This window comes from Streptomyces sp. XH2 (assembly GCF_049725035.1).
GTDB classification, from domain to species: Bacteria; Actinomycetota; Actinomycetes; order Streptomycetales; family Streptomycetaceae; genus Streptomyces; species Streptomyces roseoverticillatus.
The window spans coordinates 66,499-79,518 of record NZ_JBMMMZ010000004.1 but is presented as its reverse complement, the minus strand read 5'-3'; the positions used below and the strand labels follow the sequence as shown (position 1 = coordinate 79,518).

The window sequence follows — 13,020 nt, the reverse complement described above, 5'->3', positions numbered from 1 at the left end:
CGCCGGCCGCGCGCCCCCGGGGCGATCGGACGGGACGTCAGCCTCCCTGACCGGCCGGGAGGTCAGCCTCCGCTCGTGAACGGTGCGAACGTCCGGCTGAAGTACCACGTGTCCTGCTCGATCCCCGAGCAGGAGTCGGACCCCTTCGTCCCCGGGCAGCCGCCGTTGTCGCGCTGCAGCGCCCAGAACGAGAGGGTGCCGATGCCCTGGGAGACCGCCCAGTCGCGGACGCGGACCGCGTCCTGCGCGGTGAACGTCTCGGCCGGGCCGTAGTCGTCGATGCCCGGCATCTCGGTGACGCCGGTCATCGCCCACAGCTCCGCCGGCGTCTTCGCCGGGTAGAGCCGCGCGAGCTGGGCGTGGAGCCCGTTCGCGGCGCTCACGGTGTCCGCCGCCATGTCGTGCGCGGCACCGTCGTAGTAGTCGAACGTCATGATGTTGACGACGTCGACGCGCGCGCCGTTCGCGACGGCGTTGCGCAGCACGGCCAGCCCGCTGTCGGCCAGGCCGTGGGTCGTCGTCGGCAGGGTGTAGGAGAACCGCACGGTGCGGCCGGTGCTCGCCGCCCAGTCCTGCACCTGCTTGACGGCCTTGTTGCGGCGGTCGATCCCGGCGGTGTTCGTCAGGGAGTTGTCCTCGATGTCGAGGTCGATGCGGGTGACGCCGTACGTGGTGACGACGTTCTCGAACGCGGCGGCGATCCGGGCGGGGTCCGGGCAGCTGTCCGCCAGCTCCGTCCCGCCGTTGTCGGCGGCGTATCCGCCGAAGGAGGGAATGACGTCGCCGCCGCGGGCGCGGATGGCGGTGATGTCACTGCCGAAGACGGACGCGGAGACGGGCTTGCCGGTGTTGCCGTTCCAGTAGGGCGTGCAGGAGCCCGGAGCCTCGGTCTGCAGGAACGCCATGGTCAGGTGCTTCGCCCCGGACCGCGCGGCGAGGTCCGCCGGGCTCTCGGGGCTGTAGGTCTCGAAGTAGGGTGCGAAGACGTGCGGTGGCAGGGGTGCCCCGGCGGCGCGGGCGCCGCCGCCCCCGCCCAGGACGAGGCCGGCGGCCGTGGCCGCGGTGGCGAGGGCGGACAGCAGGGCACGGTGTATTCGGCGGGTTCGGCGGACTCGGTGTCGTCTCACGGAAGCTCCCGATGGTCCGGGCGGGGCCGGACGCGCGCGAGGGGCGGGGGACCGGTTGCGCGCTGAACATCGTTGGTCTGGACCAGAGTTGTGTCAAGGCTTCCGGCAGGGTTCGGGGCTAGTGGATGCGGACCATGCGCACGGCGGAGCTGCGCACCACGTCCGGGTGCGGGTCCCCCGGCGCGTCGAGGCCGTAGAGGACGCCCCGGAGTTGCAGCGCGCCGCGGCGCCGGGCCCGCACCAGCGCTTCGACGGTCGCGCCGTCGCCCGAGGCCACGGTCCGGCCGCAGCCCACCGTGCGCCAGGCGCCGGCGCCGAGGGTGCGTTCCTGGACGCAGGCGCGCAGGTACCGCGCGGTGTCGTCGTCGCCGTCCCCGCTGATGCGCAGGGCCTGCCCGGTGCGGACGGGATGGCCGGGAGCGGTGATCTCCATCGCCCCCTCGGCGGCCGCGGGGACGGCGAGGAGGGACACGGCGGCGGTGGCGAGGAGTGCCGCGGCGGCGGCGCGGGGGAGGCGGCGCTTGCGGTCGAGTGTCATGGCCCGCCCTTCTGCGGTTCCGGTCTGCGTCGGTTCCGGTCTGCGTTCCGGTCTGTGGTTCCGGTCGTGCCGCCGATTCCGTCGTGCACATGGAATTTTTCCGGGGAATTCATATTTTCCGCGCCAACTCCCCTTTGAACCACTGTTATTGGTACGGTCCCGGCGAATGAGACGATACGCCCCCGGGTGCCGCCGGCCGGGGACGTCTCGTCACACTTGCTATATTGCGCAACTGTGAAAGTTGCCAGGTTGCCGTGGACGTGCGGCGGCCGGATCCGATGGGGAGCACGTATGGGCCGTAGGCGGACCGGGACACCGGGGAAGGCACAGCAACGGGCGCGGCGCGCCGGAGCGGCGGCGTCCGCCCCGGCGGCGCTGCTCGTGGCGGGCGCCGGCGCGGACGAGGCGGCCGGAGCCGGGCTCGGCCTGGTCTTCGTGCTCACCGCCGCGGCCGCGGCCGCCCTCGCCGCGGGGCTCTGCCCCCGCGGCCGTACGTGGTGGGTGCTCGCCGCCCCGCCCCTGGTCATCGCCGTCGTGGCCGTCGGCGCCCAGCTCGCCGCGGGCGCGGGCAGGAGCGGTGGCAGCCTCGTGATGGCCGTCGTGCACTGGGCCCTCGACACGTTTCCCGCCATGGCGGCGGCCGAGGCCACGGCGGCCGTCGTCCTGGCCGGGCGCGCGCTGCGCCCCGGCCGGGGGAGGAGGGCCTGCCATGCCTGAGCCGTACCACCGCAACCGCAATCGTGACCGCGACCGCAACCGCGGCCGCGACAGCCGGCACCCCGGAGCCCGGCCCCGTGCGCAGGGCACCGGCCGCGGCCGCCCAGGCGGGCCGCGCCCCCGCGGGCGCCGCGCCGGGGGACCCTCCCTCACACCCGGGCGCGCGGCCCGCATCGCGGTCTGCCTCACCTCCGCGCTCGTCATGCTCACCAGCGGCGTCGGCTGGTGCGCCTACCACTGGCTGGACCGCGGCGTGAACACCTCCAGCGCGCTGGACGCCCTGCGCGACGGCGCGCCGCCGGGGCGTGACGGCGCCGTGAACCTGCTGTTGATCGGCCTCGACAGCCGCAAGGACATGAACGGCAACGACCTGCCGAAGGAGTTCGTCCAGGACGAACTGCACGCCGGCTCCAGCGACATCGGCGGCTACAACACCAACACCCTCATCCTCATGCACATCCCGCCGGGCGGCGGCAAGGTGACGGCCTTCTCGATACCGCGCGACGACTACGTCGAGATCGCCGGCGGGCGGGGCGAGCACAAGATCAAGGAGGCGTACGGGATCGCCAAGGCCGAGGCCGAGGAGAAGCTGTCGGCCCGGGGAGTCAAGGGCGCCGAGCTGGAGCACCGCGGCCGCGAGGCCGGCCGCGAAGCCACGCTGGCCACCGTCCAGCGCTTCCTCGGCGTGCCCATCGACCACTTCGCCGAGCTCAACCTGCTGGGCTTCTACGACATCGCCAAGGTGGTCCAGCCCGTCCCCGTGTGCCTGAAGCACCCCGTGCGCGACCGGTACTCCGGCGCCGACTTCCCCGCCGGACCGCAGCAGCTCGACGCCCGCCAGGCGCTGTCGTTCGTCCGGCAGCGGCACGGCCTGGCCGGCGGCGACCTCGACCGCACCCGCCGCCAGCAGGCGTTCCTGTCGTCCGTCACGCACAAGCTCCAGGAACAGGGCGTGTGGAGCGACCTCGGGAAGCTGCAGGGGCTCTTCGACGTCATCAAGAAGGACGTCGTCATCGACAACCGGTGGAACATCCTGGACTTCGCCCGGCAGGCGCCCAACCTGACCGGCGGCAACGCCGAGTTCCACACCCTCCCCATCGAGGGCTTCGCCACCCGCAAGGGAGAGGCCGTCAACCTCGTCGACCCGGCGAAGGTCAAGTCCCTCGTCCAGGCGATGACGGGGCCGAAGACGGAGCGGAAGGACCCGGGCGGAGGCGATGCCAAGCCTGGTGACGCCGAGCCGGGCGGTGCCGAGCCGGGCGGTGCCGAGCCGGATGGCGACGCCAAGCCCGGCGGGTCCGATCCCGTCTCCTCCGGCTCCTTCCAGGGCCCGCCGGTCAAGATGGGCGGAGTGCCCTGCGTCGACTGACCCCCGGAAGGGTCCTTAAGACCTCAGACCCTTCCCTTGGCGACGACGAGGAGCCGTTCGTAGTGCTTCATCTCCTCGATGTCGCCCGCGAACGGGCGGAGCTCCGCGAGGAACGGCCGGAAGTGCGGCCCCTCGCGGAAGCCCTGCTCGTGGTCGTGCACCGACGTCCACTCGATCCGCAGGACGAACCGCTCCGGCTCCTCCACCCCGCGCGCGAGCTCGTAGCCCAGGCACTGCGGCGCCGCGTACAGGTGTTCGGCGGCGGCCGCGCAGGCCTTCTCGAAGGCGGCGCGCCGCTCCGGGCCGGCGATGCGGTAACGGATGTACTCGACGGTCACGGGGCCTCCTCACGGCGCCCTGCGGTCGGCCGGCTCAGCTGCCGAAGCCGACGTGCACGTGGTCGTGGTGGGTGTCGTCGGTGAAGAACTGCGGCCCCGCACCCGCCCCCGGCGGCAGGAGCGGGCCCCCGACGTTGTACGAACCGGCGGCGGCGTCGCGCATGAACGCCTCGACCAGCGCGCGCGGCGTCGCCCGGTCGACCACCGCGCGGCCGTCGATCCGCCACACGTCGAAGGCCCGGCCCGGCGGGTGGTCGCTGGGCCGGCCGGTGCCGAAGACGTTCAGAGGATGGCCGGAGCGCACGACGCTGACGTCCATGCGGTAGCGCTCCGCGAGCCGGAGCATCGCCCGCAGCACGCTCGCGTGGACGCCGCCGCCCCGGACGTCGGCCTCGGCGGCCACGGGCAGCCGGATCCGGTCCTCGTCCAGCACCCGCCGCGCCGCCTCCGGAAGGCTGTCCGCCGCGGGCCCGGGGGCGGCCGGGCGCAGCTCGCCGACCGACCAGCGCGGCGCCCCCTCGGCCAGGCGCACGTCCACGGTCGTCCCGCCCGCCGCCACGGGCCCGTCGCCCGTGCGCGTCCACTGCCGGCAGACGACCAGGACGCTCGCGGAACCGGCCAGGATCCCGCCGTACTGGGCGTCCGTCACCTCGACGACGGCCGCGTCCGCGCCGGACAGCAGCGGTCCGGCCTGCCCGGCGAGCGCGGCCGGCAGGCCGAGCGCGGCCACCCGCTCCCGCGCCTTCGCCACGCCCCCGGCGCCGTCGCGCCAGGTGCCCAGGGCCTCGACCAGTCGCACGGCGCGCAGTTTCACGTCCGGCCGGATGTCGGAGGGATCGGGGCGCCACGCCGCCGGGCGGGGGAGCCCGGCGGGTGACGGCGGCGCGCTGCCCAGGGCGTTGCGCGGGGGCGCGGTCCCGCACCCGGACCCGCCGAGGGCGAGGCCCGCGGCCCCGGCCAGGACGGCCCGGCGGCCCAGCACCGCGGGCCTCGTGGGAGCGGCCGCGGGGGCCTCCGGGCCGCGGGGCACGCCGTGTCCGGGCACGCGCGTCCCCTTCCTCCAGACGTCCGGGTCATGCCCGGTCCGGGGCCTGCTCCGCCCGGACAGGGGGCGGCGGCCGGCCGGGGCCCGCGTCCAGTCTCGGCCCCCGCCGCCGGTACCGCACGCGGCACTGAGCCACCCGGGAAATACGGTCCGGAAACCGGTATTCGCAGGGCCGCGGTCCCCGGCTGCAGGGATCTTGCCCGCCCGCTCGGCCGTCGGCTACCGTCGATCGATGCAAGGGGAAAGTATCCGGAATGCGCGGCAATGAAGGCAGCGCGGAGAAGCCGTCACGGCAAAAAGCGGCCAGGAGACAAACCCTTGCGGCGACAATCCCGCACGGCGACAACCGGCTCCCGGCACAGGAGAGGCCCATGCCTGCCAGCCAGACCAGCCCACCGTCCCCGACCACCCACCTGATCAGCGTCGTCCTGCCCTGTTACAACGAGGAGGCGGTGCTCGCCCGCACCCACGACCGCATCGCCCGGGCCCTGCACCCCGTGGAAGGCGTCCGTTACGAGGTCATCTACGTGGACGACGGCAGCGCCGACGCCACCTGGAACCTGATACGGACCTTCACCCGCGAGTCCCCGATGGTGCGGGCCGTCCGCTTCAGCCGCAACTTCGGCCACCAGGCGGCCTGCCTGGGCGGGCTCAAGGAGGCGCGGGGCGACGCGGTCGTCGTCATCGACGCCGATCTGCAGGACCCTCCCGAAATCATCCCCGAAATGGTGGCCCGCTGGCGCCAGGGATGGCACGTGGTCTCCGCACGGCGCACCGCCAGACACGGCGAGACCGCCTTCAAGAACTTATCGGCGTTCGCCTTCTACCGGCTCCTCGGCAGGATTTCCGACCACCCCGTCGCATTCGACACGGGAGACTTCCGGCTGCTCGACCGGGAAGTCGTGGACCTGCTCACCGGACTGACGGACCGGGAGCTCTTCCTGCGCGGCGCCGTCAGCTGGGCGGGCTTCCCCGAGACGACCATCGAATACCAGCGGGACCCACGGGCCGCGGGCGAATCCAAATACACCCTTCCCAAAATGCTCGCCCTCTCCCGCAGCGCCTTCCTCACCAGCGGCTCCGTCCTCCCGCTGCGGCTTCCCCTGTGGACCGGCACCGCCTCCCTCGCCGGGGCCCTCGTCATGGCGCTCACCCGCCGCGGCCGTGCCGGGGCCCTGCCGCTCGCCCTGTTCGGCCTGGAGTCGCTGGCCGTCGGCACCGTGGGCGAGTACCTCCACGCCGTCCTGCGCCAGGTGCAGGGCAGGCCCGCCTACGTGATCAGCGAACGGTTGCGGAGCACGATTCCCGGGGCCGTCCTCGCCTCGGTCGAGGAGGTCGCGTGATGCAGCACCCGGACGTCATCGTCGTCGGCGCCGGCTTCACCGGCCTCTCCGCCGCGCTGGAGCTCGCGGAGCTCGGCCACACCGTACGGCTCCTCGAACGCGAACCGGACGTCGGCGGCCTCGCGGGCAGCTTCACCGTCGGGGACCGCCGCCTCGAACGCTTCTACCACCACTGGTTCGCCTCCGACGAGGAGATGCTGCGGCTCTGCGCCCGGCTCGGCATCGCCGACCTGATGGAGCCCCACCTGACGCGCACCGGTATGTACTACGCCAACTCCGTCTACCGCCTGTCGAAACCCCTCGACCTGCTCCGCTTCGCCCCGCTGCCCCTCCTCGACCGGCTCCGGCTCGGCCTGCTGACCGTACGCGCCCAGCGCGTGCGCGACTGGCGCCTGCTGGAGCACCGCACCGCCGAGGAGTGGCTGGTCTCCCTCGGCGGCCGCCGGGTCTACGAGGTCGTGTGGCGGCCCCTGCTGGAGGGGAAGTTCGGCGACCACGCGGCGGAGGTCGGCGCCACCTGGATGTGGACCAAGCTCCACCTGCGCGGCGGCAGCCGCACCCGCTCCGGCAGCGAGACCCTCTACTACCTGCGCGGCGGCAGCGACGCCCTCCTCACCGCGCTGCGCAAACGCCTCGCCGACCACGGCGTCGACATCCGCACGGACACCGCCGTGCGGTCCGTCGTCACCGACGGCCGCCGGGTCACCGGCGTCCGCACCGCGGACGGCGAGCTCCACCCCGCCCGCCAGGTCCTCCTGACCGTCGCCCCCGCACTGGCCGCCGGCATGCTGGAGGACCAGAGCGACACCCACCCCTCCGTGCCGCCCCTCCTGCGGCAGCTCCGCAGGATCCGCTACCTCGCGAACATCTGCCTGGTCCTGGAGAACAACCGCCGGCTCTCCGACACCTACTGGCTCAACGTCAACGACCCGTCGTTCCCCTACGTCGGCGTGATCGAGCACACCAACATGGACGACCCGGCCCGCTACGGCGGCCGGCACATCGCGTACCTCTCCAAATACCTGCCCGCCGACGCGGAGCTGTACCGCATGGACGACGAGCAGGTGTTTGAACACAGCCTGCCGTACCTGCAGCGGATGTTCCCCGGCTTCGACCGCACCTGGGTCGACGCCTACCACGTCTGGCGCGCCGAGCACGCCCAGCCCGTCATCACCCCCGGCTACACCCGCGTCATGCCGCCCGTGCAGAGCCGCGTGACCGGCCTCTACCTCGCCGGGATGGCCCAGGTCTTCCCCGAGGACCGCGGCACCAACTACGCCGTGCGGGACGGCCGCCGCGCAGGCCGCCTCATCGCCGACCGGCTGCGCACCGAACCCGGCCGCCGGAACTCCCCCGAGGACTCCCACGCCTGAACCCGAGGACCCCCATGCCTGAACTCATCACCCTGGACCAGGCCGAACACCTCGGCATCGACCAGATCCACGACCTCTACGAGAAGCACGTCAGCCGCAGCCAGGTCTCCCTCATCGGCTCCTTCGGATTCGGCCGCGACCTCGTCGAGCGCGCCGAAGGAGCGTGGATCACCCTCCGCGACGGCCGGCGGATCCTCGACTTCACCGGCGGCATCGGCGTCCTCAACCACGGCCACAACCACCCGCGCGTCCTCGCCGCCCGCGACCGCTTCCGGCAGCACCGCCGCATGGAGGTCCACAAGAACTTCTTCTCCCCCTACGTCGCCGCCCTCAGCCACAACCTGGCGGCGCTGCTCCCGGGCGACCTCGACGTCTGCTACTTCCCCAACTCCGGGGCGGAGGCCGTCGAGGGCGCGGTCAAACTGGCGTACAAATACCACGGCGGCCGGCGCGGCACCGTCCTCCACACGGACATCGCCTTCCACGGCAAGCTCCTCGGCGCCGGCAGCCTCACCGCCTCGCCCGAGATCCACTTCGAGTTCCCCCGCATCCCCGGCACCGACTCCTTCGCCTACGGGGACCTCGCCTCCTTCGCCCTGGCCCTGGAACGCCACCGCGACGCAACGGGCCGCAGCGACGTCTACGCCGTCGTGCTCGAACCCTTCAGCGCCTCCGCCCTGCGCGAGTGCCCGCCCGCGTTCCTGCGCGAGGTCCGGCGGCTGTGCACCGAGCAGGACATCGTCCTGGTCTTCGACGAGGTGTACACCGGCTGGGGCAAGACCGGCGAGCTCTTCCACTTCATGCGCTGCCCCGGGCTCGTCCCCGACGTCCTCACCATGTCGAAGTCCTTCGGCGGCGGGAAGTCCTCCATCTCCGGGTACGTGGCCCGCGGACCCGTCTTCCGCAGGGCCTACGACAACCTCACCGACGCCACGCTGCACAGCACCACCTACTACGGGTTCGGCGAGGAGACCGCCACCGCCCTCGAAGCGGTCCTCGTCGCCGTGGAGGAGGACTTTCCCGGACGTGCACGGGCCCTCGGCGAGCAACTGTCCGCGGGCCTCACCCGCATCGCCGCGCGCCACCCCCGCCTCGTGGCCTCCACCACGGGGCGCGGCGCCCTCCACGGCCTCTTCCTGCGGCCCGGCCCGGAGCTCCCGGACCGCGTCCGCACCCTCCTCCCCGCCGCCGCCCGCGACCCGCAGGCCGTACCGAAGCTGCTCACCGCCGCCGTGATCGCCGCCCTGTACCGGGAGCACGGGATCCTGACCTTCTTCGGCTCCAACCGGGACATCGCCCTCATTGTCTCCCCGCCCCTGGTCGCGGGCGAGGAGGAGACGGCCCTCTTCCTGCGCGCCCTCGACGACGTGCTCGCCAAGGGCGCGACCCGCCTGCTGGCCGCGTTCCTCAAGGAAAAGGTGACCGCCTGATGCGCGGCGCGCTGCGCGCGAGCGGCCTGCGCTCGTACTGGCTGCGGCAGTACGGCTGCCTGCGCACCCTCCAGGCCCGTACCGCCGCCGAAGCCCACGTCACCGGCACTCTGAACACCCTGCCGCTTCCCTACCGGGCCGCGTACGCCCTGACGCTGCGCCTGCTCCCGGCGGCCTTCCTCCTCGTGTCGGGACGCGGCCTCCGCAAGGCCTCCGCGGCCGAGGGCCGCCGCGGCATGCGACGGCTGGCCGCCCTGCCCGGCTTCGGGGACGTCGTCCGGGCGAGCACGGCCCTCGCCCTGCTCGGCGCCCTCGACGGCCGTCCCGGGCAGCCGCCGCCGGTGCCGCACCGGGGAGCGGACCGGTGAGCCCGGTCCGCAGGGAGCGTGCCCCCGACAGCGACGTCCTCGTCGTCGGATCCGGCGCCGGCGGCAGCGTCGTCGCGCGGGAACTCGCGGCCGCCGGGCTGCAGGTGACCGTCCTGGAGGAGGGCCCGCGCGTCAGCACCGACAGCATCGCCGCCGCCACGCCCGCCGAGAACATGCGCCTGCTCTACCGGCAGGGCGGCCTGACCCCCGTCTTCGGCACCCCCACCCTCGCCTACGGGGAGGGGCGCTGCGTCGGCGGCACCACCGTCGTCAACGGCGGGCTGCTGTGGGAGCCCCCGCCCGCCCTGCTGGGCCGCTGGGCCGCCGAGTCGGGCGTGGCCGGATACCGCGCCGCCGACCTCGCCGCGCACCTCGCCCTCATCACCCGCCGCCTCGGTGTCGCCGCCCAGCCGCACGGCGCCGGCAACCACGACTCCCGCCTGCTCGCGGCCGGGGCCGAGCGGCTCGGCTGGCGCTGGCAGCCCGCCCGGCGGGCCCTCCTCGGCTGCCGCCACAGCAACCGCTGCACCACCGGCTGCCCCACCGGCGCCAAACAGAGCATGGCCGTCAGCTACCTCCCCGAAGCCGAGGCGCTGGGCGCCCGGATCGTCCCCGGCACCCGCGTCCTGCGGATCCTGCACGAGGACGGCACTGCGGTGGGCGTCCTCGCGGCGGGACCCGGCGGGCGGACCGCCGTCCACCGGGCCCGCGAGGTCTTCCTCGCCGCCGGCCCGCTCCGGACGCCCGCGCTCCTGCAGCGCAGCCGCATCCACCGCCGGACCGCGGGCCGCGAGCTGGCCCTGCACGTCAACCTCCGCACCGTCGCCCGCTTCGACGAGCCCGTCCACGCCGACCGGGGCACCATCTTCACCGCACAGGTCCACGAATTCGCCGGCGAAGGGGTGCTGATGATGCCGTCCAACGTCACGCGCGGCACGCTCGCCGCCGCCCTCGCGAGCCACCCCCCGCAGCTCCTCGACCGGCTGCTCGCCTCCTTCGCGACGCTCGGGTCGTACACCACCCAGGTCCGCCTGCAGGGCAGGGCGCGGGTCCTGGCCACGCCGCGCGGCGGGCTCCTCCTGCGGCACGGCATGACGTCCGCCGATCACAGCAGGCTGCGCGAGGCGTTCCGGCGCACCGGCGAGGTGCTGTTCGCCGCGGGGGCCCGGGAGCTGATCCCGCCGGTGGCCTCGGCGCGCCCGCTCCACTCCCGCGCCGAGACCGAGGAGTTCTGCCGCCGCGTCCGGCCCGGCGACTGGGAACTGGTGTCCGTGCACGGCATGGCGTCCGCCCGCATGGGCCTGCCGGAGCGCGGCGGCACCTGCGACGAGCACGGCCGCCCCCACGGCTTCCGGGGGCTGCGCGTGTGCGACGCGAGCGTCCTGCCCGGCGTCACCGGCATCAGCCCGCAGGGCACCGTGATGGCCTTCGCGCACGAGATCGCCGAACGCTTCCTGAGCACGGCGCCGGGGCGCCCATGACCGACCCGATCACCGGCGTGCGCGTCCCCGCGCGGCCGGACAGTCCTCCCGGCGGCCTCTTCACGCGCACCGCCGTCGCCGCCTCCTGCGTGGGGTTCGTCCTCATCGGCGCCCTCCAGTCCCTCTACGGGCCCGCGATCCCCGCGCTGCGCGAGGAGTTCGGGCTGTCCCCCTCCGCCGCGGGGCTCGGGCTGAGCGCCCACTTCGTCGGCGGCGTGACCGGCGTCCTCGCCTTCAACCGCATCCACGGCCGCGCCGGCAACCGCGTGCTCCTCGGCTCCTCCTACGCCCTCATGGCCCTCGGCGGCATCGCCTTCGCTTTTGCCCCCGCCTGGCCGCTCGCCCTGGCGGCCGCGCTCGTGGCGGGGTTCGGCTTCGGCGGCATCGACTACGGGCTCAACCAGCTGTTCGCCACCGGCTTCGGGCGCCGCAGCACCGCCATGCTCAACGTCCTCAACGCCCACTTCGGCATCGGCGCGGTCGCCGGCCCCGCCCTCATCGGTCTCCTCGGACCGGACCGCTACCCCGTGGCCTTCCTCGCCTGCGGAGCCCTCGCGGCGGCCCTCCTCCTCTTCCTGAAGGGAGTCCGCGACCAGGAACCGGCCGCGTCCGCCGAAAGCCCGGCCGGGCCGCCCGCGCCCCCGCCGCGAGCCGGCCGGACGGTGCTGCTCCTGGGCGCGTTCGTCCTGCTGTACGTCGTGCACGTCGGCGTCGAAGCGGGCGTCGGCGGCTGGGAGCCCACCCATCTCGAAACCATCGGCTACACCACCGCGACGGCCGCCTCCGCCACCTCCGTCTACTGGCTGATGCTGACGGCCGGCCGGTTCCTGGTGGTGCCGCTGGCCGTACGCCTGACCGAGCCGGTGATCGTCGCCGTCAGCTGCGCCGGCATGCTGCTGTGCACCGGTGCCGCGGCCGTCCCCGGCCTCGCCCCCTACGCGTACGCGGGCGTGGGCCTGTTCATCGCGCCGGTCTTCCCCACCGGCCTGCCCTGGCTCCACCGCACCGTCCCCACCGCCCGCCGCGCGGCCGCCTACGTGATCGCCGCGTCCATGGTGGGCGGCGTCGCAGCGGGTCCCGCGCTGGGCAGGGCGATCGAGCTGTCGGGCGTACGGGCGGTGCCGGTGGTGCTGTGCGCGATGACGGCGGTGTGCCTGCTCGCGACGGTGTGGCTCACCTGGGCGACCCGCCCGCCGATGCCCCCGGGCCCGCGGCGTCAGCACCCCGCTCGCCCGTGCGAGTGATATATCGCCGACCGGTGACGGTGGAGAGCGCTGGTCGGCCCCGCGGCGCGCGACGATGCCGGGGCGGGGGTTTCGTACGCATCCACCCCGGCCTTGAACCGTTTCCCCTTGCGTGGAGGTGCCGTGTACACCACCGAGCCAGTCGCCAACACCCTTGCCCCGTCCCCCCAGGAGGACCAGCTGGCCGAGGACTACGCCAGCATCCTCGGCACCCTCTCCCGCATTGACGAGGCGGTGCGCGAAGGCGCCTGGCAGGGGGTGCGCGACGAACTCGACCAGCTCATCAGCGCGGCCGAGGACATGTGGTCGACCCTGACCGACCCCGACCCCAGCGCGGACGACGCGGACGCCGACCGCCGCCGCTTCCCGGTGACGGCCGACGCCGCCACCGTCCGCCGCCTGGTCACCACCTACGCCGAGCCCTATCCCCTCGGGCGCCTGCTCTACCCGTCGAACGGAGCCGTCCCGCCCGAGCTCCGGGACCGTCCCGCCCCCGAGGACCCGGCCCTGCACGACCCGCGGCCGGAAACGTGGACGTGACAGCCCCGAGCGTCCGGGTCTGACCCGGACCCGTCCGGTACGTGAGCGGCGGCGGCCCCCCGGGGGCCCCCCCCCGGCCCGGGGTGGCGCCAGTAAAAACAATTTGG

At 74.1% G+C, this 13,020-nt stretch carries 12 protein-coding genes and 1 pseudogene; 9 read left to right on the top strand and 4 right to left on the bottom strand.

Annotated features, from left to right (window positions below; genetic code table 11):
- Nucleotides 1-65: 65 nt before the first annotated feature.
- Nucleotides 66-1,082 (bottom strand): annotated as a pseudogene (locus ACOTKD_RS09825) (chitinase); the annotation flags it as partial.
- 163 nt (nt 1,083-1,245) lie between these two features.
- The gene (locus ACOTKD_RS09820) at nt 1,246-1,665 is read right to left on the bottom strand and encodes a hypothetical protein (RefSeq protein WP_424888485.1); all 420 of its coding nucleotides are present in this window, start codon (nt 1,663-1,665) and stop codon (nt 1,246-1,248) included.
- Nucleotides 1,666-1,956: 291 nt separating this feature from the next.
- Between ACOTKD_RS09820 and ACOTKD_RS09815 the strand changes: the two genes are divergently transcribed.
- Together ACOTKD_RS09815 and ACOTKD_RS09810 are read left to right on the top strand one after the other, a co-directional pair.
- Nucleotides 1,957-2,382, top strand: a complete 426-nt coding sequence (locus tag ACOTKD_RS09815) for a DUF6542 domain-containing protein (RefSeq protein WP_424888484.1) — start codon at nt 1,957-1,959, stop codon at nt 2,380-2,382.
- Nucleotides 2,375-3,751, top strand: coding sequence for an LCP family protein (locus tag ACOTKD_RS09810; RefSeq protein ID WP_424888483.1), 1,377 nt, complete (start codon nt 2,375-2,377; stop codon nt 3,749-3,751). Before ACOTKD_RS09815 ends, ACOTKD_RS09810 begins: the two co-directional genes overlap by 8 nt.
- Before the next feature lie 23 nt (nt 3,752-3,774).
- Here ACOTKD_RS09810 and ACOTKD_RS09805 read toward each other — a convergent pair whose 3' ends face one another.
- A complete protein-coding gene (locus tag ACOTKD_RS09805) occupies nt 3,775-4,089 on the bottom strand; it encodes a putative quinol monooxygenase (RefSeq protein WP_424888482.1) in 315 nt (104 codons plus the stop codon).
- Between the two features lie 34 nt (nt 4,090-4,123).
- Nucleotides 4,124-5,134 (bottom strand): hypothetical protein, encoded by a 1,011-nt coding sequence (locus ACOTKD_RS09800; protein WP_424888481.1) that lies wholly within the window; start codon nt 5,132-5,134, stop codon nt 4,124-4,126.
- A 371-nt stretch (nt 5,135-5,505) separates the two neighbouring features.
- Between ACOTKD_RS09800 and ACOTKD_RS09795 the strand changes: the two genes are divergently transcribed.
- The 7 genes from ACOTKD_RS09795 to ACOTKD_RS09765 all read left to right on the top strand — a co-directional run bounded on the left by ACOTKD_RS09795 (nt 5,506) and on the right by ACOTKD_RS09765 (nt 12,913).
- A complete protein-coding gene (locus ACOTKD_RS09795; RefSeq protein ID WP_424888480.1) occupies nt 5,506-6,477 on the top strand; it encodes a glycosyltransferase family 2 protein in 972 nt (323 codons plus the stop codon).
- Nucleotides 6,477-7,850, top strand: coding sequence for an NAD(P)/FAD-dependent oxidoreductase (locus ACOTKD_RS09790; RefSeq protein ID WP_424888801.1), 1,374 nt, complete (start codon nt 6,477-6,479; stop codon nt 7,848-7,850). The genes ACOTKD_RS09795 and ACOTKD_RS09790 overlap by 1 nt, the downstream gene beginning before the upstream one ends.
- 14 nt (nt 7,851-7,864) lie before the next feature.
- A complete protein-coding gene (locus ACOTKD_RS09785) occupies nt 7,865-9,280 on the top strand; it encodes an aspartate aminotransferase family protein (RefSeq protein ID WP_424888479.1) in 1,416 nt (471 codons plus the stop codon).
- Nucleotides 9,280-9,648 carry a hypothetical protein gene (locus ACOTKD_RS09780; RefSeq protein ID WP_424888478.1) on the top strand — a complete coding sequence of 123 codons (369 nt, stop codon included), beginning with the start codon at nt 9,280-9,282 and terminating at the stop codon, nt 9,646-9,648. Before ACOTKD_RS09785 ends, ACOTKD_RS09780 begins: the two co-directional genes overlap by 1 nt.
- A complete protein-coding gene (locus tag ACOTKD_RS09775) occupies nt 9,645-11,129 on the top strand; it encodes an FAD-dependent oxidoreductase (RefSeq protein WP_424888477.1) in 1,485 nt (494 codons plus the stop codon). Before ACOTKD_RS09780 ends, ACOTKD_RS09775 begins: the two co-directional genes overlap by 4 nt.
- Nucleotides 11,126-12,373, top strand: a complete 1,248-nt coding sequence (locus ACOTKD_RS09770; protein ID WP_424888476.1) for an MFS transporter — start codon at nt 11,126-11,128, stop codon at nt 12,371-12,373. Before ACOTKD_RS09775 ends, ACOTKD_RS09770 begins: the two co-directional genes overlap by 4 nt.
- A 123-nt stretch (nt 12,374-12,496) precedes the next feature.
- Nucleotides 12,497-12,913, top strand: a complete 417-nt coding sequence (locus tag ACOTKD_RS09765; RefSeq protein WP_424888475.1) for a hypothetical protein — start codon at nt 12,497-12,499, stop codon at nt 12,911-12,913.
- Nucleotides 12,914-13,020 lie beyond the last annotated feature (107 nt).